Below are 21,232 nucleotides of genomic sequence, written 5' to 3'. Positions count from 1 at the left end.
GGCTATCGCCGCTGGACCAGACCGGCAATCTCGCCCGGGCGCCCTAGCAAATAGCCTTGGGCATAATGCACGCCCATTGCCTTTACTTTGTCCAGCTCCTCTTGATGCTCAATGCCTTCGGCGATAATGCCAATCGCCATTTTGTCGGCCAGCTGGACAAGCGTATGCACAATATGCTCCTTCATCTCGTGCTCATGAATGCCCATAATGAGGGAGCGGTCTACTTTTATATAATCCGGCTTCAGCTCAATAATAGCCTGCAGCGACGAATATCCTGCGCCTACATCGTCGATTGCGATTTGAAAGCCTTGACGGCGATACTGCGCAAGTGTAGCAAGCACGGAGCCATAATCCTGAATAGCCGAACGCTCCGTAATTTCAAAGACGATATGATGGGGCGACAAGCCTCGCTGCTCCATCATTTTGGCGAGCCTGTCGGGGTAAAAGCTTCCTTCATTTAGCAATTGCGCCGTCATATTTAGAAACAGCTTCTGATGCGGCTGAAGGCCGGTGATGCCCTCCACTGCCTGCTCGCGCGCCGTCTGATCCAGCCGTGCAACCTCTCCCGACTCTTCTGCGAAGGCAAACAAGTCGAGCGGACTGGAAAACCATTTATTTTTAGGAAATCGGGTGAGTGCCTCATATCCGAATGCTGCCCGCTCGCTGCCGATTTCCTGTAGCGACATAATCGGCTGATAGACCGGAATGAGCAGCTTGCCGCGAATTAGGCCGTTCAAATATTGAAGCCGCATGGCGCGTGTTAAAGCTTCCTTCTGCTGCCCATATAATAGCGCTCGCTTAGAAGCTTCATACAGGCGGGAGACTGGGCTTCCGGTATCGCCGCGCTCTACCAAACCTACGCCTGCATGCAGGCGCATATCCGGCATGGCTCCAAGCTCGGCGCCACTGAACCCCCGCTCGGCTTCCTCCTGCCATTTGCCTGCGGCTTGCAGCAAATTTCCCTGCAGCTCCTGCTGCTGCAAATCCGGCAAAGCCATTACAATATACAAATCTTCGCCCATCCAAAACTTGTCCCGTACATGGACAGCTGTCTCCGGGTTCGCATAAATCATTAACTCTATGTATAGCTTCCATCTCTTCATAAATGAGGGGGGCAGCTGCTCAAAGGTTCCTGCCGACTGTTTACTGTGCCAGGATAAATAGATAACGCCAATATTTTCCGGCTTTTCATCCACTATAAGGTTGCTTCGCTGCACTATCGCTTGATGATGTCCCACGTCTCACTTCGATCCCCTCTGTAGCATTGCGTTCTTGTGTGCAGGAGGTCATATCTTCCATGACATACACACTGCCTTTCTGCATCTTGGCACGTTTCTTGAGCTTCGCTGTTAAAGTGGATATGTGGCTTGGCGCCGTCCCGCCGGAAGCAAGCATTAAAGATAGGGACAAAGTAACCCCCTCCTGCTCCACTGTGTTGCCGTGACGGTCCTCCACCATGCTGACCTCCACTCCACCGTAATACCTTTTTACCCCGCCGTCAAAACGTTCAATCAACCTGCTGCACATTTTTTCAGCATAAGAGGCTTCCGTCACCATAATGAAATCATCACCGCCAATATGCCCGATAAAGTCGCTTGCCAGCCCATATTCTTCCTTGATGCCAACTAGCGTATCCGCCAAAAAACGAATGAGCGCATCGCCTTGGCTAAACCCAAAGCAATCATTAAACCATTTGAAATAATCCAAGTCCGCATAAATAACGGCGAACGGCTTGTCGCCACTGCTTCTGCGAGCCAGCTCCAGCTGGATGCCCTCATTGCCGGGCAGACCCGTCAGCGGGTTGGCCGATCTTGCCGCCTCCATCCGCAGCGTCGTAATGCGCTCCAAAATATCGCGAACCGTCGTTGCGCCAAGCAGCTGGCCTCGCGCCGTAATAATAACGACATCATACAAATGGGAAATATCCCGCGCCATCGCCAGCTGAGATACATGCTCAATCGGCATGTCCGCATCCACGATTAATGGCGATGCATTCATAATTTTCTCAACAGGACGAGTGGAATAAAGCGGCAGCCCATATTTCCCAGCTAACAGCTCATGCAGCTTTTGCTTCATCAGCAGGCCGACGGGGCGTCCCTCCTCCTGCAGAATCACGCATTGCTCCTTGCCGTTCATATTGAAAAAATCGGCAATTTCCGTCACGCGCGCCTGCGCTGAAAAGACGGGAAACGGCGCTGCCTGCTCGCCAATGCTCATGCCTGGGGCCGTATAATAAGCGATCGCCGCTTCTTCCGGTTCAAGCGCAACCGCTATCTCCTGCCGACTTTGCCTTTCTTCAAGCGCCAATGCCGCCGTTGTTTCCAGCTGCCTATCTGGACCCGGGCTCTTGGCCGCTTCCACTGCCTGCTTGCTTGAAACCCGCATGCTGCTCATTTCCGCTCGCCGCCAAGCTTCCCTAAGCGCTTTCCATGCGGCTTGCTCAGCCGCTTCATGGCTCTGCCCCGCAGGCGGATATGCGATTACATGGCCTATAATAACGCTCAGCTCCCGGCTTGCGAGCGTATACAGCTCCGCTGCGCTGTCATTCATCGCCTGCTCAGCTCCAAGCCTCGAGCCATTGCAGCCGAGCATAATGTAATACTCCTGTCCAAAGCTGCGCTTCCAGATCAGCTTGAACGGCTTCAGCCTCCGCTCCCATGTCAGGAGCCATGTTTCGGGCAAGGCTCGTTCCTCCGTAAGCCGTATATATATGACGCCAATCCCCCCAAGCCGCCAGCTTTCTCTCATCACTTGGAGCAGTTCTATATGGATCAGACCAATTGCCATCTCGTCCATGCCAGGTCTCCCTTTAGTCTTGGTTGTTCTGCTTCTACATTACCAGCCAAATGTGAGCAGAGTAACATATTCATGTAAACTATCTGTAAAGCACAAGACTTTTGCCCTAGCTGCCGCAAGCAGGCTTGAGTGCTATACCTACTTTTTAGCATATAAAAAAACAACTCCATACCGGCTTGCTTAGCAGGCAGAAGTTGTTGCTGGGGCATACAGGGTTTCCTTATGGCTATGCTGGAAGCATGCGCGCAAGGGGATCACCCGAAACGACCGGAAATATAGTCGCTCGTTTCTTTTTTGCTGGGATTCGTAAACATTTTCTCTGTATTTTCGAATTCCACCAGCTCGCCGGACAGGAAAAACGCCGTTTTGGCCGAAATCCGCGCCGCTTGATGCATATTGTGCGTGACAATCACGATGCAGTAGTCCTGCTTCAGCTCCGTGATCAGTTCCTCTACTTTAGAGGTCGAAATAGGATCGAGCGCCGAAGCAGGCTCATCCATCAAAATAATGTCCGGCTTAACCGCAATGGAGCGGGCAATACACAGCCGCTGCTGCTGTCCGCCAGACAACCTAAGCGCCGACGTATGCAAGCGGTCCTTCGTCTCTTCCCAAAGCGCCGCTTTGCGGAGCGATTCCTCCACCAGCTCATCGAGCTCACTTTTATTTTTGATGCCATGGTAACGCGGGCCAAAAGCAATATTTTCATAAATCGACTTGTGAAAAGGGTTCGGCCGCTGCCATACCATGCCGATGCGTCTGCGCAGCAGCACCACATCGGTTTTCGGATTGTTGATATCCTCATCGCCAATCCAAATCTCACCGGTCATTTTGGCATTCGGAATCAAATCGTTCATCCGGTTCAGCGTCCGCAAAAACGTCGATTTCCCGCAGCCGGACGGCCCGATGAGCGCTGTAACCTGTTTATTTTCAAAATCGATCGATACATTTTTAACAGCCTTATTGCTGCCATAATAAACGCTTAAATCGCGTACGGATATGCCATTTTCAGCCATATGCTGCCATCCTCCTATTTCGTAGCGGTAAACTTGCGGTACATGAAGCGGCCGAGCCAGCGTGCGAGCAAATTAAACAGCAGCACCGTGATGACCAGTACAGCCGAAGCTCCAGCAGCAATTTCCGCAGCATCGGGAGCTAGCCCCTCAGAATTGATTTTCCAAATATGAACCGCAAGCGTTTCAGCCGGACGCAAAGGGTTAAGCGGAGATACCGGACTAAATGGGTTCCAATCCGAAAAATCGAGTTTAGGCGAGCTCATTCCTGCCGTAAAGAGCAATGCCGCCGCCTCGCCGAATACACGGCCCGCAGCCAATATCGTGCCCGATACAATAATCGGCAAAGCGATGGGCAGCATGGTGGACGTTATCGTCTTCCACTTCGTCAAGCCCAGAGCCAGACTCGCTTCCTTCTGCTCTCTTGGCACGCTTTTGAGGCCCTGCTCCGTAATCCGCACCATGAGTGGCAGGTTGAATACGGTCAGCGCAAGCGCACCCGCAAGCAAGGAAAAACCAAGACCGAAATAATTGACAAGCATAAGTAAGCCGAACAAACCTACAATAATGGAAGGAAACGAAGATAGTACCTCAACGACAAGCCGGATAAAATCAGTCAGCTTGCTCGGCTTCGCATATTCACTCATATAGATGCCTGCGCCAATCCCAATCGGAACGGTGATGATCATCGTAAGCACGAGCAGGAACAAGGAGTTGAACAGCTGCGGCCCAATGCCTCCGCCCTCCCTGAACGATTCAGGAGCCGAGGTCAGGAAGCTGAAGCTAATATGGCCTAGCCCGCGCACAAGAATGAAGCCGAGCAAGCCGATCAGCAGCAGCACGATGAATGCAGCTACGCAAATAATGACGGCTGTGGCAATTTTATCTACTGTTTTTGGTTTCATAGTTTAGACCTGCCTTCCAGCCAGCGTACGATAAATACGAACACGAATGTCATGAGCATCAAAATCATCGCAAGCGACCACAAAGCATTGTTATGCGTTGAGCCGGCAGCAGTGTTGCCCATGCTGAGCGTTATAGCGCTTGTCAGCGTCGAAGCCGACTCAAACAGGGAGCGCGGCACAAAAGGCGCGTTGCCGATAACCATCTGTACAGCCAGCGCCTCGCCGAATGCCCGGGCAATACCGAGCACGACACCCGTCATGAGCGCGGGAAGCGTGGTCGGAATAACGACGCGATAAATCGTTTGCCAGCGTGTGGCACCGAGTGCGTACGAGCCTTCCTTAAGCCCGGCAGGCAAAGATGCTAAAGCATCTGTCGCAACCGTCGTCATCGTTGGCAAAATCATAATGGACAATACAAGGGCGCCCGCAGCTACACCTAAACCTTGTCCAGGAAAAATATCACGGAATAAAGGCACGATGACGCTAAGACCGATAAAACCGTATACAACGGATGGAATGCCCGCCAGCAGCTCAATAACCGGCTGCAAAAATTTACGTCCGAATTTCGGCGTAATTTCAATCATAAAGATCGATGCGCAAATGCTAAGTGGCGCAGCAAGCAGCGCGGCAAGCAGCGACGTGCTGAAGGAGCCGAAGATGAACGGGAATGCGCCGAAGGATGGGGGAGATCCTTCCGGACTCCATTTTAAACCGCCTAACAGCTCAAATACGTTTACATGATCTTTAAAAAAGGTGCTTAGTCCGCGGGAAGCGACAAAATACACCATGGCAATAATCGTCGCAACCAAAAACAGAACACATAAGGTTGTATATACTTTACCGACCCATTCTTCAACAAAATGGTTATTGCCCGCGGTACGGCCATTGCCCGCCGTTTTTTTCGGTATCGTCTGCGCCATAATAATCTCCTCTATACAGCCAGAAAGAGGCAGATTGCGAATCCGCCTCTTGTGCTGGCCTATGAATGATTAGCTATTACTTCTTAGTGATGTTGCCGTCAAGATCGCGAACGACTTGCATTTGGCTAGTTGGGATGTAACCCAGCTCAACAACCAAGCCTTTTTCGTTTTGGATTTCTTCGCTCATCATGTATTCCAGGAAAGCTTTTGCTGCTGCATCAGGCTCGCCTTTTGTATACATGTGCTCGTAAGCCCATACTGGATACGTGCCGTTGGCTACGTTTTCTACGTTAGCTGCTACGCCGTCATAGCTTACTGTTTTGATGGAATCATCAAGGTAAGAAAGAGCAAGGTAACCGATAGCGCCTGGTGTTTCACCGATAATTTTCTTAACGGTACCGGACGAATCCTCTTGGATCGAGCCTTGAAGATCTTCGGATTTCTGGCCAAGTGCATATTTCTCAAAAGTAGCGCGAGTACCGGAGCTTGCTGGACGGTTTACGATTACGATTGCTGCATCATCTCCGCCAAGGTCTTTCCAGTTCGTTACTTTGCCTGTGAAAATATCAATCAGCTGTTGTTTCGTCAGGTTGTCTACTTTTACATCCTTGTTTACAACTGCTGCCATAGCGACTACTGCCACTTGGTGGTCAACCAATTCTTTTGCTTTATCTGCATCCAGCTTCTCTTCTGCATAAACGTCGGAGTTGCCGATATTTGCTTGTCCTTCGGATACTTGCGTCAGGCCTGTACCGCTGCCGCCGCCTTGTACTTGAATCGTAACGCCGCTGTTTTTCTCCATAAACATTTTCGATGCTTGGTCAACCAATGGTTGCAGGGCAGAGGATCCAGTTGCAAGAAGCGAGCCTGTTAAACCAGATGCTTCTGCTGACGGTTCAGCGGAGGGCTCTGTGGATGGGCTGCTTGAGCTTGTTGTGTTGCCAGCTGTTGTACCTCCATTGTTTGCTTGGCCGCATGCAGCCAGTGTAAATGTCAGTACCATTGCCATAATCAACATCAAAGACTTCTTCATTTCTTATTTTCCCCTCTCAATACCTTGTTTGCTTCACAAGACCTATTGTAGATCGGGGGCATTAACCTAATGTTTTCTGTTTGTAAAATTATCAATTAAATCTCATAGATTTTTTCTATGAATGTGGATATGATATAGATAAAATGAAAGATTTCAGGAGGCAGCTCATGAGTTTGTTAAAAATGAAGTTAATGGTCCTCATCGATCGCTATAAACAGATCACGGCGGTGGCCAATGCCTTGCAAATCAAACAGCCTACCGTCAGCTTTCATATGAAGAAAATGGAGGAGGAATGGGGCGTCAAGCTGTTCGAGATGCGAACGGGGAAAGTGCTCCTCACTCGCAATGGAAAGCTGCTGCTTCATTATGCGTCGCAAATCGACCAATTATATAGCGAGGCGGAGTCGAGACTTGGCGCCATTCATGCGGCAGAGAAAAATCGTTTTGTAATCGGCTGTACGACCAGTACCGCCGCTTACCTCACAAACAGTACCGCAATGGGAAAGCTGCGGACCCTTTCCGAAAGCCATGCCGCTATTATGTCCATCGCCGTTCATGATGAGGAGGAGCTTTATCAGAAGCTGCATCTGGGAACGGTTGACTTTATTATGTATGGGGAAGGAAAACAGCAGGTTGATGGCGGCGAATTCCGCTATCAGACGATTGGCGCCTCGCCGCTCCGGGTTATGATTCCTCAGCAGCATCCTTTATATGCTTGGTCAGAAGAAATTTCATTGGACTCCCAGCTCGAGAAATATGAGTTTGCCGAGCTTGCTGACAGCTCCGTCGCACAGCGTATACATGAATGGAGCCGCAAGCACCAGTATTCCTTAACCTCGCATGCGTCCTTCGGATCGGTGGAGCTGCTTATAAATGCCGCCGCAGCCTGCGGTGACCTTGCTATATTGCCCGAATGCTTACTGCCGCAAGCGGCTAAGCTAGATGAGCTTGGATTACAGCTTGCCGCCCTTGACAGTGAGGCAGCCCGGTGGCCGATGATCGCCAGCTGGCGCAGCCAGCACTGGGATCAAGCTTTTATGCAGCAGGTGCTGGATAGAATCAGCTTATAAATTAAGAAAAGGCTCCATTTCCACAGCAGCGTGGAGACGGAACCTTTTTCACTAGGTTATGAGGCTAAACGTTCAAATCTGGTCTTGTGCCTGTCACAATGTAGACGACGCTCTCACCGATGTTGGTGGCGTGGTCGCCGAAGCGCTCCAGGTAACGGCCAACAAAGCTAAGCAGCGAGGATTGCGTAATGTTGCGGGGATTTTCCATCATTAGCGAGTAAAGCTCACGGGTAATTTGCCCGTACAGCGCATCGACCTGATCGTCATCCTTGGCCATTTTGTAAGCGAGGTCGACATTTTCTTGAATGAAGGATTGGATGGATTCCGTTGTCATCATTTGTACAATTTCGGCCATGCGCGGAAGATCGATGAGCGGCTTGATCAGCTCCTGCCCTTCCATGCGCAATACGACCTTGGCAATATCAACCGCCAGATCGCCCATCCGCTCCAAATCGCTGGCAATGCGGAAGGAAGATAAAATCCGGCGCAAGTCCTTCGCTACCGGCTGCTGCGTCGCAATGAGCTTTGCCCCAAGCTCTGTTACTTTCTCCTCCAGTTGATTGAGCGAAGGATCAGCAGCAATAACCTGCTGCGCGCGCGCCACATCAACGGCTTTTAGAGCTTCGATGGATTCGACCAAAGCATTTTCAACAAAATTCCCCATCTCAATTACAAAATTATGCAGCTGCTCGAGGCCGAGGTCGAACTCCTTGCGTGTTGTCATCATTTTAAATTTCCTCCCAAATGATCAATCTTTACATGGAAAACGCATGAGCCCGCTTATTTGGCATTAGCCAAATTTAGCCGAAGCGTCCGGAAATATAATCTTCCGTGCGCTGGTCGGACGGATTGGAAAACAGCTTTTCCGTATCCGCATATTCAACGACTTCGCCGTTCAGGAAAAACACCGTTTGGTTGGACACCCTAGCCGCCTGATGCATATTGTGAGTGACCATTACAATCGTATATTTGTCCTTCAGCTCCTGGGTCAGCTCTTCGATTTTCAAGGTAGAAATCGGATCTAGCGCCGAAGTCGCTTCATCCATCAGCAAAATATCCGGATTTACCGCAATCGCTCTGGCGATACAAAGCCTTTGCTGCTGACCGCCCGATAAGCCCAGTGCCGAGCGCTTCAGGGAATCCTTCACTTCGCCCCACAGCACCGCAGATTTCAAGCTCGTTTCTACAATTTCATCAAGCTCTTTTTTGTTTGTAATGCCGTGCAGACGCGGGCCATAAGCCACATTATCATAAATCGACTTCGGAAAAGGATTCGGCTGCTGGAACACCATGCCGATTTTACGGCGCAGCGCTTCTACCTCTACCTCGCTAGAATAAATATTTTGCTGGTCAATGATAATGCTGCCTTCGATCCTCGTTCCTTGAATCATGTCATTCATCCGGTTAAGCGTCCGCAGCAAGGTCGATTTGCCACAGCCGGAAGGCCCGATAAAGGCGGTAATCGCCTTAGCCGGAATCGTAAGCGATACGTTCTTCAGTGCGTGGAACGCCCCGTAATAAAGATTCAGCTTGTCTATGTTAATTAGCGCTTCCAAACGTTCTCCTCCTTATTGCTTTCCATTGCCCGTTTACCCCTTGTTTATGGGTTGTATGTGATTCATGCCGCAACTAGTCTGTTCCGTTCTATATGTTACAGACTGTTTGTAAATCTTATATTGCATTTATGTTAACGTAGTGTTAAAAGTAGACGTTTTATGAAAGAGTGCTCTTTTGCAGGCTGCTCATTTCCTGTGCGACGTGCTGCACTTGCAAATAAGCCTGCTCGGACAATGCCCCAATTTGCCCGGCATTGCCGCGATTTTCGGCTGCCGCTTGAAACAGGCTATTGAATGCGCCTTCTACCTCATGCACATGCGCTTCGCTAGACGCCGTCTCCAATCTGCCGTTTTTCGCCAGCTGCGCCGTTTGTTCAATTTCCTGGATAATCGTTTGAATAAGCGATGTAATCGTACCCGCTGATGTTTTCGTCTGGTTCGCCAGCTTCATCACTTCGCCAGCCACGATTGCAAAGCCTCGCCCATGCTCGCCAGCCCGCGCTGCTTCAATCGAAGCATTGATCGCCAGCAAATTGCTTTGTTCTGCCAGCTCCTTAATCAGCCCTGACACCTTGCTAATCGAGCCAGCTTCCGCCTGCAAGGCACGCATTCGCTCCTCCTGAAGCTGGGAGTTGGCCGCGATGGAAGCGAATGCCTTCGTTACGTTATCCAGCTCGTTTTTCCCCTTCAGCGTCAAATCGACCATCACGACCGAAAGCTCCTCGCCTTCCTCCGTGGAGCCGCGCACGCTTTGAATTGCTGATTCGATCTCCTTTACACGCTCCTCCGCAGATCGAATCGTCCTGCGCTGGGCCAACTCCGCCTCTTCCTGCAGCCTTTTGGAAAGCTTCAGCAAATCGGCAACTGTCAAGACCCCAGTGAATTTGTCTGCATCCGTCACAAGCACGCAATCATAGAGTACTTTCTCCTGACGATTAAGCGCCCGCTCAATGAGATGGTCCGGGGCGCTTTCGAAGTCAATAATGAGCGGAGTTGCATCCATCATGACGGTTATAGGCTTTTCATAATATAAATCGGCACTAAAACGATGGCCCAGCTTTAGAAAAAAACGATTCCGCATCATGAGTCCCTTCACTCGATCGGCAGCGTCGCAAACGACCACACATTCCGATTCGGGATGCTGCTTGAAGACCGCTATCGTCTCTTTGCAGGTCCGCTCCTCCCGCACAATCGGCGCCTGACGAATAAAATCGGCAAGCCGAGCAGCCTGATGCGACGGAGCGTCTGTCTGCTCTCCCCAACCGGCAGCCTCCGCAGTTAAGACGTTTTCTGCTTGCTGCTCTGGATGCCAGGCTTCTAATTCGTCCATTTCCAGCTTCATATCCATCGGATACGCTAGCTCAGCAGTCGTCATTGGTCATCATCCTTCCGTAATTCCTTCTTCCTTCACTATAGGTCTTTAGCATCAACGGAAATACTTTGCTATGTTAACGCAATGTCAAATTAGACCAAGCCCGCTTCTCGGAAATTCCACTTTAAGGAAAAGGAACAAAAAAACCGCTATTCACGCTGCTGAATGAGCAGGCGAATAGCGGTTTATGGAGAGAAATTAAATTTTAAACTGCGACAATTTTTCCAGCAGCTCCTGAACCATATGGTCCAGTGACTCGGCCGCCGCCGATATTTGCTGCATCGATGCCAGCTGCTCCTCGGAGGCCGCTGCGACATTATGGGAATTGGATGCCGTGTCGCCCGCTATAACCGCCATTTGTTCAACGCTTGCGGTCATTTGCTGCGAGCTTGCATTCATTTGGCCAGCCGCCGCTGAAACCTCTTGAATTTGGCTGCTGACTGCGCTCATTTCATTCATAATCGCATTGAACAGCTCGCCGCTTCCCTCTACCGTTTGCGCGCCGCTCGCCACTTCTTTGGAGCCTCTTTGCATCGTTTGCGCCACATGATCCGTATCGCTGCGGATGCCATCCACAAGCTGTGATACTTGATCCGCTGCCTGCTTCGTCTGCTCCGCCAGCTTGCGCACCTCTTGCGCTACTATGGCAAAGCCCCGGCCATGCTCGCCTACCCGCGCAGCCTCAATGCCGGCATTCAGCGCAAGCAGATTCGTTTGTACGCTGATTGCTGTAATCAGGCCCGTCATTTGTCCGATTTGGGTCGAGCGTTCATTAAGCCGTTCAATCGCTGCTTCCGTCTCCGACACCGAATGCTGGATTTGGCCCATTTGACGGACGGCTTCCTGCATCAATTGATAACCATCCGCTGTCTGCAGCGCGACCCCATTCGCTGAGGAGGCTACTTGATCGCTCGATTCAGCTATGCGCTGAACATGGCTGGACATCGCATACATCGCTTCTGCGGTGCCGCCGGCATGCTGATTTTGCGTCTCGGCATCCATCGCTACCGTCTGAATCGATTCGGCTATCGTCTCTGACGCTTTGCTCGTCTGATCGGCGCTAGCTGTCAACTGCTCCGACGTTTCACTTACGGCTACCCCGAGATTCGTTACGAGCTGGAACATGCCCCGCAGCTTCTCCGTCATCCTATTAAAGGAAGCAGCCATCTGACCTAGCTCATCCTGCTGTTTAATGGCAATCGTCTGGGTAAGATCGCCCTCGGCCATTTTTTCAAGTCCTATATTAAACAAGTTCAGCTTGCGAATAACCATAAAGCGGATCAGGAGAGAAATAATAACACCTAATAAAATCATCGAAGAACAGGCAATAACCAGCGATGTCGTGCGACTGGCATTAAAATCTTCAAATATCGCTGCTTTAGGAACAACGCTCTGGCTATACCAGAATTGATTGCTTCCCGGCAGCGCTATCGGCTCAAACAGCCGCATGACTTCGTCGCCATTCGAATCCGCCGTGTAGCCCGAATAACGCGTACCGCTCATCACATCATCCAGAAGCGCCTGCTTCCCTTCATTATCCCCGAAAGCCTCATTCAGTGCTGCCGAATCATTCGGATTAGCCAAATAATTGCCTTTTTCACTAATCAGGGATACATAACCGCCCATTGGCGAATATTCGGCTGCCGCCTTCTGGAAGCTCTCAATGGATAAGTCTGCTCCGACTATCCCGAGGAAGCTGCCACTTTGATCCAATATGGGAACAACAATTGATGTAATAAGCGTCTGCTGACCGGCTACATTATAAAAATAAGGATCAACGTAAGTTACTTTTTTTGATTGCTTGGGCAGCAAATAATAGTCTCCCGCCCCTTCCACCGTATAATCCGAAAGCGGATTGATTGCCGTCCCACTGCCGTTACGGAAAACATAAGGAATAAAACGGCCTGTTTTATCATCGTATGTCGAGTAATTACTATTGGCCTCGTCTTCTTGGTCAAAAGCATCCGGCTCCCACAACGTATAATACGCCAGCACACGTGGATCATTTTCGACCATGGTTTGCAGCATTTCAACGACCTTTTGACGCGATAGCTGCTTTTCACTTCGCGTTTCCTTTAGGACAAGCATCAGATTTTCCAATTTGGATTCGGTTGCCGTAAGCTCACGCTGTACCGACATCACAAAATCAGTTCCGGCCAACTGCGCTTCCTGCTCGCCTTTCGTCACAGCAAGCGACTCCAGTTGATTAATATTCAGCACATTCATTACAGTAAAAATGACAAGCAAGCAAATGACCACACAGGATACCAATTTAACCGTCAAAGATAAATGCAGCTGCTTCCTTCTCATGCTACCCACTCCTCCATACAAAACAACATGAATCGTTAATCGACAATATGCCTATATTTGATTATAGGTATTTAGAACCATATTCAACGTTTCTCATATTTTAAAATTCAATAAAGCGTATTCCAGCACAAAAGAACCGCGAACGAGGTTCGCGGCTCTCTCATCATTTTGAAACGATTAACGAGATTTACGTTTTAAAATCCGAACATCATACGCAGCAAGTGTGAGTGCAGACTCCGCTTGACCACCATTCAAAACATCCTCATAGGAATGGCTATCGAGCACTACCTGCTGCTCTTGCGGCGTGAAGTTGGATACGAATACATAGTCCGACTCCCCATCGCCACGCAGCTGCGCAGTCACGCCTTCAGGCAGCTCGGTATCGAGCACTTTGCGAATGCCCTCCTGCTCCACAAGCGTCTTGAAGAAATCTGTGAAAAATGGTTCTTTGTTGCGGGAAGCTACATAATACGCTTTCCCCTTGCCCAAGCGGTTCACCGTCAATGCCGGACGGCCAGCATAGAAATCTTCTCCGTATACGGCTAGTGCCTCTGCTCCTTCAAGGTGAATAAGGTCGCACAGCTCATGCGCTTCGTACTCGCCGGACAAGCCCAGTGCATTACCTTCCGTCATGACTACGCGATTCGTCTCGCCGTCATGAAGGGAATCAATTTCCTCCGACCAGATGCCGAGCGTTTTGCGAAGCGGCCCTGGGAAGCCCGTCAGGAAGCATAGATCGCTTTCGTTCACGATGCCGGTCCAGTAAGTCGCAATAAACGTGCCGCCATTTTCAACAAACTTCTCAATAGCCTCGCCCACACCTGGACGTACCATGTACAGCATAGGAGCGATCACGATTTTATAAGAGTCCAATGCGCATTCGGAATCGATAATATCGACCGGAATACCTAGCTCCCAGAACGGACGGTAATGCTTGCGCGCCGTCTCCTCGTAATGAATGCCGCAGTTGCGCGGGCCTTGGGAGTCTTTGACCGCCCAGCGGTTTTCCCAATCGTAAATGATCGCGACTTCCGGCTTAACCGATGTTCCTACGACTCCCCCAAGCTGTGTAAGCGCATGGCCTACATCCGTTACATCTTTAAATACGCGGGTATGCTCATGTCCGACATGGTCAACGACCGAGCCATGCAGCTTCTCGCTGGAGCCGCGGCTTTTGCGCCATTGGAAATATTGCACCGTATCCGAGCCATGGGCAACGGCCTGCATGGAAGAAAGCAAATGCATGCCCGGCTTCTTCAGCTTGCTGACCGGCTGCCAGTTCGTCATGCTTGGCGTGCTTTCCATCAGCATAAATGGCTTGCCGCCTTTGAGCGAGCGGAAAATGTCATGGTTGAAGCCGATCCAAGCCGCCAGCTCGCTATCGCTCTCCAGGCTGTGCCAAGTCGGATAAGCATCCCACGAAATCATATCGAGCATATCTGCAAATTTCCAATAATTAAGCCCTTCAAAGTCGAGCATAAAATTAGTTGTAATTGGCAGCTCCGGGTTGATTGCGCGAAGCGGCTCCATTTCCTTGCGGCAGAAGTCCACCGTCTGGTCCGTAACAAAACGCATCCAGTCCACATTCATGCCGTGAACCGCCCGTTCTCCGCGCCGCGTTGGCGTATCGACTTGGCTCCAATCGGTATACGTATGACTCCAGAACGTCGTCCACCAAGCATCATTCAATGCCTCAAGTGTGCCATAACGCTGCTGCAGCCAGCCGCGGAACGCCTCTGCGCACAGGTCGCAATGGCATTCGCCGCCGAACTCATTGGAAATATGCCAGCCAATAACAGCCGGATGGCTCGAATAACGCTCAGCAAGCTTCGTATTCATAATTTGCACTTTCTCGCGGTAGACCGGAGAGGAGAAGCAGTGATTATGACGTGCGCCATGCAGATTGCGAATGCCATTCTCATCTACACGGAGCACTTCCGGGTATTTGGACGACATCCATGCCGGTCTCGCTCCGCTCGGCGTTGCAAGCAGTGCATAAATGCCGTTGGCCGCAAAGCGGTCGAGCAATTGATCCATCCACTCAAAAGTGAAGACGCCTTCCTCTGGCTCCAGCGCAACCCAGCCAAAAATGCCAACCGACATGACATTGCTGTGCGACAATTTCATTAAACGAATATCTTCCTCTAAAATATGAGGATATTTAAGCCACTGGTCCGGATTATAATCCGCGCCATGAAGCATTTGGGGAATTTTCGAGCTGATTGGTGGAAATTTGCTGCTCATCTGTGTAACCTCCTGTAATAGCGGCATTCGTTTGACGAACGCTCATTCTTTAACTATATTCATATTATATATTTCGTTTTATTGAAACTAAATCTCACAATATTCTTATCTCTATAAAAATATGAAACAGGATGTGCAGCATATGGATACAATCGCATTCCCGCTTGTAACGGATACCGAGCTTGCGCTGCCGCTTTACGTCGACATAATCGGACATTGGGGCAATCAGGAGACGATCGATCGCATGAACGGCTTTCCCCACTATCAATGGCTGCAGGTTGCTTCTGGGGAAGGCGAGCTTATTATCGGAGAAAAAAGCTATTCGGTGAAAAATGGCCAAGGCTTCTGCCTGTTCCCCGGAGTGCCGCATCGTTATTATGCGACCCGCGAGCCGTGGGATGTGCATTTTGTCAGCTTTGGCGGCAGCCTGTGCGAAACGTTGTTCGAGCAGGCCGGCATTACTGAATCCGGCGTCTATGCAACAGCAGACGGAGAAGTATTAATTTCACATATGCGCAGCATATATGCGATGTCGCAGTCGGACCGTCCTTTTCTCGGCCTGGAATGCTCCAAACTGCTCTATGCGATGCTGCTTGATCTCTTGAAGGTTGTTCGTGTCAGCTCCCATTCGGCGCATCAAAGCCTATCGCGGCTCCATCCCGTCATTCAATATATTGAAGCGCATGCCGGCAGCCTCATTACGATTGAGGATTTAGCAGGGGCGATTAATGTGACGCCGCAATATTTATGCCTATTGTTTAAAAAAGCGATGCGCATGCGGCCGATGGAATACGTGAACCGCGAGCGAATTAGCCGCAGCAAGCAGCTGATGTTCCGTGAGAGCACGCTGAAAATGCAGGAAATCGCCAAGCTGTCCGGCTTCGACAGCGCAAGCTATTTCAGCTCCGTCTTCAAGCGGCTGGAAGGTGTTGGGCCCGAGCAGTTTAAAAAAATGCACGGCATGCGTTAAGCCAGCTATTCGCACAACTCTGGGAACAGACGCTTGTACTGTGGTTCTACTGTGGTTCTACTGTGGTTGATTAGCTCGTTCAGCTTGCCCTCCGCGTATGCCGATGGGTGCCGCTGGCTATCTAGCAGACTGCGCGGCATGTTATAATGCCAGCATCTGCTTTATTTATGATGTGGTTACAAGTGGTTGCTTAGAAAGGAATGAAGAGGATGTTGAATAAACCTGCGATTTTTGAGGAAATCGAGCGTCATAGCGAGGGCTTTAAGGCGATTTCCCGTTCGATTTTTGCGAATCCAGAGCTTGGACATGAGGAATTTGAAGCCTCGGCTGCGCTGTGCGCGGAGCTTGAGCGTCAAGGCTTTAGCGTTGAGCGGGGCACGCTTGGGCTGGCTACTGCTTTCATCGCTACCTATGATACAGGCAAGCCTGGCCCGATCGCCGCTTTCCTCTGCGAATATGACGCATTGCCGGAAATCGGTCATGCCTGCGGTCATCACCTCATCTGCATGATGAGCATCGGCGCCGCAGTCGGCTTGAAATCGGTTTTAGAAGCGGGAAGCATTCGCGTCTATGGGACGCCTGCGGAAGAAACGAAGGGCGCTAAAGTGCCGATGGCAGAAGCTGGCTTGTTCGATGATTGCGATTTCGCCTTGATGGCGCATCCTTACCATACGTTTGAAAAATCCGGCGAATCGCTGGCGATGGATGCCGTGCAGTTCGAATTTACAGGAGCGGCTGCTCATGCGGCAGCCAGCCCTTATGAGGGTATTAATGCGCTCGATGCGGTCATTCAGCTGTTCAACAGCGTCAATGCCTTGCGCCAGCAAACCCGCAGTGATACGCGCATTCACGGCATTATCGACAATGGGGGCAAGGCGCCCAACATTATCCCCGACTATGCCTCGGCGAAATTTTATATTCGCTCGGCTTCGCGCATGTATACGAACGAGTTGACCGCGAAGGTGCTTCGCTGCGCCGAAGGAGCCGCCCTGCAAACCGGCTGCGAGCTGCGCACGAACAATTATGAGCTGTCTTATGATGAGCTGCGCACGAATGAAGCGCTATCGGAGCAATTTTCCGCCAACCTGATTGCGGCAGGCATTCAGGTTGGCGAAATTCAAATCGGCAAGGACCATGGCTCGGTTGACCTCGGCAATGTTTCCACGCACTGCCCAGCTATTCATCCTTATGTGAAAATCGTCGAGGAGCGCTTGCTGCTGCATACGGAAGGGTTTCGTGACGCAGCCATTACAGAGCGCGCCCTGGAGCGCATGATCTTCGGGGCGAAAATGCTCGCTGCCACCGCTGCGGATGTGTATAACGATCCAGCTTTGCTGGCACGCATTAGAGCAGAGTTTGAGCAGCAGACCAACTAAAATACAGATTAGCAATTTTTTAGAGATACTTAGTCAGCAACATTTAATAAGCCGATATCTGCTCAGCATAATTAAACACGAGGGAGCGTGAAGCTTCGTATTGAAATGCTGGAAACCATATTGACCTGGATCTTGCTTCCCTTCTCGTGCGGGCTAGTGTGGGCCAGCTTCCGCTGGGAGAAGGGTCTTGCATATTGTTGGCTGGCTTTTCTTATTCCTGCGATTGTTCAACTCATCGCCGCTTTTCTGGTCGATTCAGGCACACGGACACTCTATCTCGTATTCGGATTCATCAATTTGGGGCTTGCCATCATTTTCGGTCTCCTCATCTACTACTTGGTCAGCTTGGCTAGCTCGTACAAAAATTAACCGATTGCTCCAGTAGATGATCGGCGTATAGTTTTAATCGCATGCAAAAAGGCCGGTAGCTGCTCCTAAGAGTGAGCATACCGGCCTTATTTAGTAACGACAAATAAAGTTGCTATTCATTGAATGAATAAAGGAATGAAAAAATACTACTTCAGCTCAGGAATCACATATTGCGGCTCACGTCCATAAAGGCCATCCACAAGATTGCGCGCTGCAAGCATTGCCATATTATATCTCGTCTGATGGGTAGCCGAGCCAATATGCGGCAGCAGCACTGCATTGTCGAGCTGGAGCAGCGGATTATCCGGCGTAACCGGCTCTTTTTCAAAAACATCCAGCCCTGCGCCGCGTATCGTTCCGTTTCTCAGCGCCTCAATGAGCGCCGCCTCATCAACCGTCTCCCCACGCGAGCAGTTAATAAAGATGGCACTGCGCTTCATCATGGCAAACTGCTCCTTGCCGATCATATGCTTTGTCTCCGGCGTTAGCGGCGTCATCAGCACGATAAAATCCGACTCTTGGAGCAGTTGATCAAGCGGGCTGTACTGAACGCCAAGCTGCTGTTCGAAGTCTGGCTTGCGCGAACGATTATAATAGCTGACTTCCATATCGAAGCCGTATTTTGCACGTCTGGCAATCGTTTCCCCTATGCGGCCCATGCCTATAATGCCAAGCTTGGCGTGATGAACATCAATGCCGAACAAGGACGTACCGATGCCGCGCTTCCACTCGCCTGCGCGAACGAGCTTATCAAGCTCCGCCACCCGGCGGGCCGCAGCCAGCATGAGCGCCATCGTTAAATCTGCCACCGTATCGTCTAGCACGTAGGGAGTATGTGTACCGATAATGCCGCGTTTTTTCATCGCATCCAGATCATTATGGTTGTAGCCGACGGAAATGTTGCTGACGACTCTCAGCTTCGGCGCCGCCGACAGCAGACGCTCGCTGATTGCGTTGCCCGCAGCAAGCAGACCTTCCACTTCATTAATTTCTTCCGCCAGCTGCGCGCCAGTAATCCCCTGCTCGCCCTCCCACATCCGGCATTCGCAATGCTCATCGAGATAGTTTTTCACCTCTGGGGGTATTTTGCTCGAAATAAATACTTTTGGTTTCATGTTATAATCCTCCATTTTCCAGAATTCATGATGTTCCTGCTTTCCTGCTCTTGCCTTTCAGCCCTATCCCCTCTACAATAAATCATATTGCCTCCCGGTACCAACAATCGATTTCGTTCCCTGAAGGAGGAGCAGCCTTGGAAGCTTTTAACGAGCAGGTTCCTTACGAGAACCCGTTGCTTTCTATCCGAATTTTTCGAACACAGCGCTCAACCAGCGAATTGATCAAATGGCATTATCACAAACAGCTGGAGCTCATCTATATTATAAATGGCAGTCTCAAGATCGATATTGAGGATGACAGCTTTGATCTTGAAAGCGGAGACATTGTCGTGCTCGGCTCAAGCCAGCTGCATCGCGACCGTAATGTTGGCAAGCTGGACTATATTGTGCTGCAATTTAATCTCGAGGATTTTTTCGACAACAGCACCATACCTTATATCCGCTATTTTTCCGAGACGGAAAATCCGCTGAGCCGCGCCAATTATATTTTTCGTGAAAATAAAGCCATCCGGCAGCAGGCAAGCGAAGCGATTACTAAGCTGCTGCATGAAGCAACCCACAAGGAAACCGGCTATGAAATCGCCGTCAGCATCCAGATCAAGCAGCTACTGCTGCTTATGCTGCGTGGCGACAGCCAGCGCATCCTGGCTAGGCAGGATGATTTTGACCATATCCGGCTCAAGCCTGTCCTTGACTATGTCGAAAACAATTTGGGCGAGCGCATTCAGGTCGAGGACATGTGCCGAATTGTGAATATGAGCTACTATTATTTCGTTAAGTTTTTCAAAAAAACGATTGGCCTTTCCTTCACCGAATACGTCAATTACCGCAAAATCAAGTGGGCGGAGCGTATTTTGCTAACGAAGGATTTAAGCATTGCCGATGTAGGCGAGCGGATTGGCATGCCGAATATGGCCCATTTTTATAAAACCTTCAAAAAATACAACGACTGCTCCCCCAAGCAATTCCAGCGCAAAATGCTGGAATGGGACCGCAGCTAAAGCTAATAGCTTCTCTGATTTTGGGTTACCATTTTCGTCTTCGGTTGTTAAGCTCTTAGTCTTTTGCTCTTTGTTCTTAGTCTTTGCTCTTTGCTCTTTGTCTTTTGCACTTTCGCTCTTCCTGCTTTACAGACTTTGCTTTTTTTATTGATTTTTAGGGAGCGCGAGGAGAGGTGGGGCTGGTGTGGAGGGGAGTGAAAGGTTTGAGCTGGAGAAGCGAAGCGTTCGCTTTTGCTGCCCAATTTCAACGATGCGGAGCATTGTTTAGAGAAATTGGGCAGCAATGGCGATCGTAAGCCAAACCTTTCACGCAGCGCAGCACAGCCCTTCCTCACCGAGCCGCCGCACGCGTCCCTAACGAACGATAAAAAAAGCTTGTCCACCTTAACTTTTAGGTGTGACAAGCTTTTTGTGCATAACGAGCTTATAGCCGACGCCGCGAATCGATTCGATTTGCACCGACTGCTGTCCAAGCTCCAGCTTTTTGCGAAGCGAGCTGACGTGCACATCTACGGTACGCTGACCGCCAATGTAGTCGAAGCCCCACACAACATTCATCAGATCATCGCGCGTAATAACCATGCCTGGCCGCTGGACAAGATACAGCAGCACTTCAAATTCCTTCGGACGCAGCGGGATCGATTCCCCATCCAGCACAACCTCATACTTATCCGGATAGATCGACAGCTCGCCCGCTGTAATGATCTTCTCTGTCGTTTCAGGCATCATGTTATCGTCCTGAAGCTGAGTCCGGCGCAGCACCGCAGATACGCGCGCCAGCAGCTCGGCAACGCCGAACGGCTTAGTAATATAGTCATCCGCACCATGCTTCAAGCCTTGCACGACTTCTTCCTCGGCATTGCGGGCTGTCAAAATAATGACCGGCGTCCGCAGGCCATTTTGACGCAGGCGATTTAAAATGTCGAAGCCGTTCATTCCCGGCAGCATAATATCCAAAATAATAAGATCGAAGCTGCGCTGCAGCGCCGTTTGCAAACCTTCTCCACCATGATCGGCGACCGTAATTTCGTAGCCTTCCTGCGTCAAATTGTATGACAGAAGCCTAGCGAGTGTCGGTTCGTCTTCAATGACAAGCACTTTATGCGACATGGTAACCTCCAGCATTATTGCATTTATTCAACCTTATTCTAACATGAAATTATATAGAAGTGGTAAACCTTT

Annotated in this window: 18 protein-coding genes; 5 read left to right on the top strand and 13 right to left on the bottom strand. The window is 50.3% G+C overall.

Annotation, left to right across the window (positions count from 1 at the left end):
* Window positions 1–2: 2 nt before the first annotated feature.
* From AC6B99_RS09035 to AC6B99_RS09010, 6 genes are all read right to left on the bottom strand, one after another.
* The gene (locus AC6B99_RS09035; protein ID WP_494857973.1) at window positions 3–1,238 is read right to left on the bottom strand and encodes an EAL domain-containing protein; all 1,236 of its coding nucleotides are present in this window, start codon (window positions 1,236–1,238) and stop codon (window positions 3–5) included.
* Window positions 1,189–2,796: a GGDEF domain-containing protein gene (locus tag AC6B99_RS09030; protein ID WP_496663220.1), complete on the bottom strand. Its 1,608-nt coding sequence runs from the start codon at window positions 2,794–2,796 to the stop codon at window positions 1,189–1,191. Before AC6B99_RS09030 ends, AC6B99_RS09035 begins: the two co-directional genes overlap by 50 nt.
* A 254-nt stretch (window positions 2,797–3,050) precedes the next feature.
* Complete coding sequence (gene pstB / locus AC6B99_RS09025) at window positions 3,051–3,809, bottom strand: phosphate ABC transporter ATP-binding protein PstB (RefSeq protein WP_056030197.1); 759 nt, start codon at window positions 3,807–3,809, stop codon at window positions 3,051–3,053.
* A 14-nt stretch (window positions 3,810–3,823) separates the two neighbouring features.
* Window positions 3,824–4,711: a phosphate ABC transporter permease PstA gene (pstA, locus tag AC6B99_RS09020; RefSeq protein ID WP_496663219.1), complete on the bottom strand. Its 888-nt coding sequence runs from the start codon at window positions 4,709–4,711 to the stop codon at window positions 3,824–3,826.
* Window positions 4,708–5,631, bottom strand: coding sequence for a phosphate ABC transporter permease subunit PstC (gene pstC, locus AC6B99_RS09015; protein WP_056030203.1), 924 nt, complete (start codon window positions 5,629–5,631; stop codon window positions 4,708–4,710). The genes pstA and pstC overlap by 4 nt, the downstream gene beginning before the upstream one ends.
* Before the next feature lie 76 nt (window positions 5,632–5,707).
* A complete protein-coding gene (locus AC6B99_RS09010) occupies window positions 5,708–6,664 on the bottom strand; it encodes a phosphate ABC transporter substrate-binding protein (RefSeq protein ID WP_056030206.1) in 957 nt (318 codons plus the stop codon).
* Between the two features lie 167 nt (window positions 6,665–6,831).
* Between AC6B99_RS09010 and AC6B99_RS09005 the strand changes: the two genes are divergently transcribed.
* The gene (locus AC6B99_RS09005; protein ID WP_056030210.1) at window positions 6,832–7,734 is read left to right on the top strand and encodes a LysR family transcriptional regulator; all 903 of its coding nucleotides are present in this window, start codon (window positions 6,832–6,834) and stop codon (window positions 7,732–7,734) included.
* A gap of 64 nt (window positions 7,735–7,798) precedes the next feature.
* On the opposite strand, the gene phoU is transcribed toward AC6B99_RS09005, so the two are convergent.
* From phoU to AC6B99_RS08980, 5 genes are all read right to left on the bottom strand, one after another.
* Window positions 7,799–8,458 (bottom strand): phosphate signaling complex protein PhoU, encoded by a 660-nt coding sequence (gene phoU / locus AC6B99_RS09000; RefSeq protein WP_056032815.1) that lies wholly within the window; start codon window positions 8,456–8,458, stop codon window positions 7,799–7,801.
* A gap of 76 nt (window positions 8,459–8,534) precedes the next feature.
* Window positions 8,535–9,290: a phosphate ABC transporter ATP-binding protein PstB gene (gene pstB / locus AC6B99_RS08995; RefSeq protein ID WP_056030213.1), complete on the bottom strand. Its 756-nt coding sequence runs from the start codon at window positions 9,288–9,290 to the stop codon at window positions 8,535–8,537.
* Between the two features lie 157 nt (window positions 9,291–9,447).
* Entirely contained in the window at window positions 9,448–10,665 is a 1,218-nt protein-coding gene (locus AC6B99_RS08990; protein WP_496663218.1) for a methyl-accepting chemotaxis protein, read from the bottom strand.
* Window positions 10,666–10,860: 195 nt separating this feature from the next.
* Entirely contained in the window at window positions 10,861–12,972 is a 2,112-nt protein-coding gene (locus AC6B99_RS08985) for a methyl-accepting chemotaxis protein (protein ID WP_496663217.1), read from the bottom strand.
* 177 nt (window positions 12,973–13,149) lie between these two features.
* Window positions 13,150–15,216, bottom strand: a complete 2,067-nt coding sequence (locus AC6B99_RS08980) for a beta-galactosidase (protein ID WP_056030222.1) — start codon at window positions 15,214–15,216, stop codon at window positions 13,150–13,152.
* A 142-nt stretch (window positions 15,217–15,358) separates the two neighbouring features.
* On the opposite strand from AC6B99_RS08980, the gene AC6B99_RS08975 reads away from it, so the two are divergent.
* The 3 genes from AC6B99_RS08975 (at window position 15,359) to AC6B99_RS08965 (ending at window position 17,931) form a co-directional block, all read left to right on the top strand.
* Complete coding sequence (locus AC6B99_RS08975; RefSeq protein ID WP_056030225.1) at window positions 15,359–16,186, top strand: AraC family transcriptional regulator; 828 nt, start codon at window positions 15,359–15,361, stop codon at window positions 16,184–16,186.
* A 209-nt stretch (window positions 16,187–16,395) separates the two neighbouring features.
* Window positions 16,396–17,562 (top strand): M20 family metallopeptidase, encoded by a 1,167-nt coding sequence (locus tag AC6B99_RS08970; protein WP_056030228.1) that lies wholly within the window; start codon window positions 16,396–16,398, stop codon window positions 17,560–17,562.
* 87 nt (window positions 17,563–17,649) lie between these two features.
* Complete coding sequence (locus AC6B99_RS08965) at window positions 17,650–17,931, top strand: hypothetical protein (protein WP_494857962.1); 282 nt, start codon at window positions 17,650–17,652, stop codon at window positions 17,929–17,931.
* A 146-nt stretch (window positions 17,932–18,077) separates the two neighbouring features.
* Here the strand turns inward: AC6B99_RS08965 and AC6B99_RS08960 are convergent, their stop codons facing one another.
* Entirely contained in the window at window positions 18,078–19,046 is a 969-nt protein-coding gene (locus AC6B99_RS08960) for a 2-hydroxyacid dehydrogenase (protein WP_496663216.1), read from the bottom strand.
* Between the two features lie 137 nt (window positions 19,047–19,183).
* Between AC6B99_RS08960 and AC6B99_RS08955 the strand changes: the two genes are divergently transcribed.
* Entirely contained in the window at window positions 19,184–20,050 is an 867-nt protein-coding gene (locus tag AC6B99_RS08955) for a helix-turn-helix domain-containing protein (RefSeq protein WP_056030234.1), read from the top strand.
* Between the two features lie 384 nt (window positions 20,051–20,434).
* Here AC6B99_RS08955 and AC6B99_RS08950 read toward each other — a convergent pair whose 3' ends face one another.
* Window positions 20,435–21,160 (bottom strand): response regulator transcription factor, encoded by a 726-nt coding sequence (locus AC6B99_RS08950; RefSeq protein ID WP_056030237.1) that lies wholly within the window; start codon window positions 21,158–21,160, stop codon window positions 20,435–20,437.
* Window positions 21,161–21,232 lie beyond the last annotated feature (72 nt).

It is taken from the genome of Paenibacillus liaoningensis, from assembly GCF_059609455.1.
The sequence above is the reverse complement of the archived record's forward strand: the minus strand, read 5'-3'. Positions and strand labels throughout refer to the sequence as shown.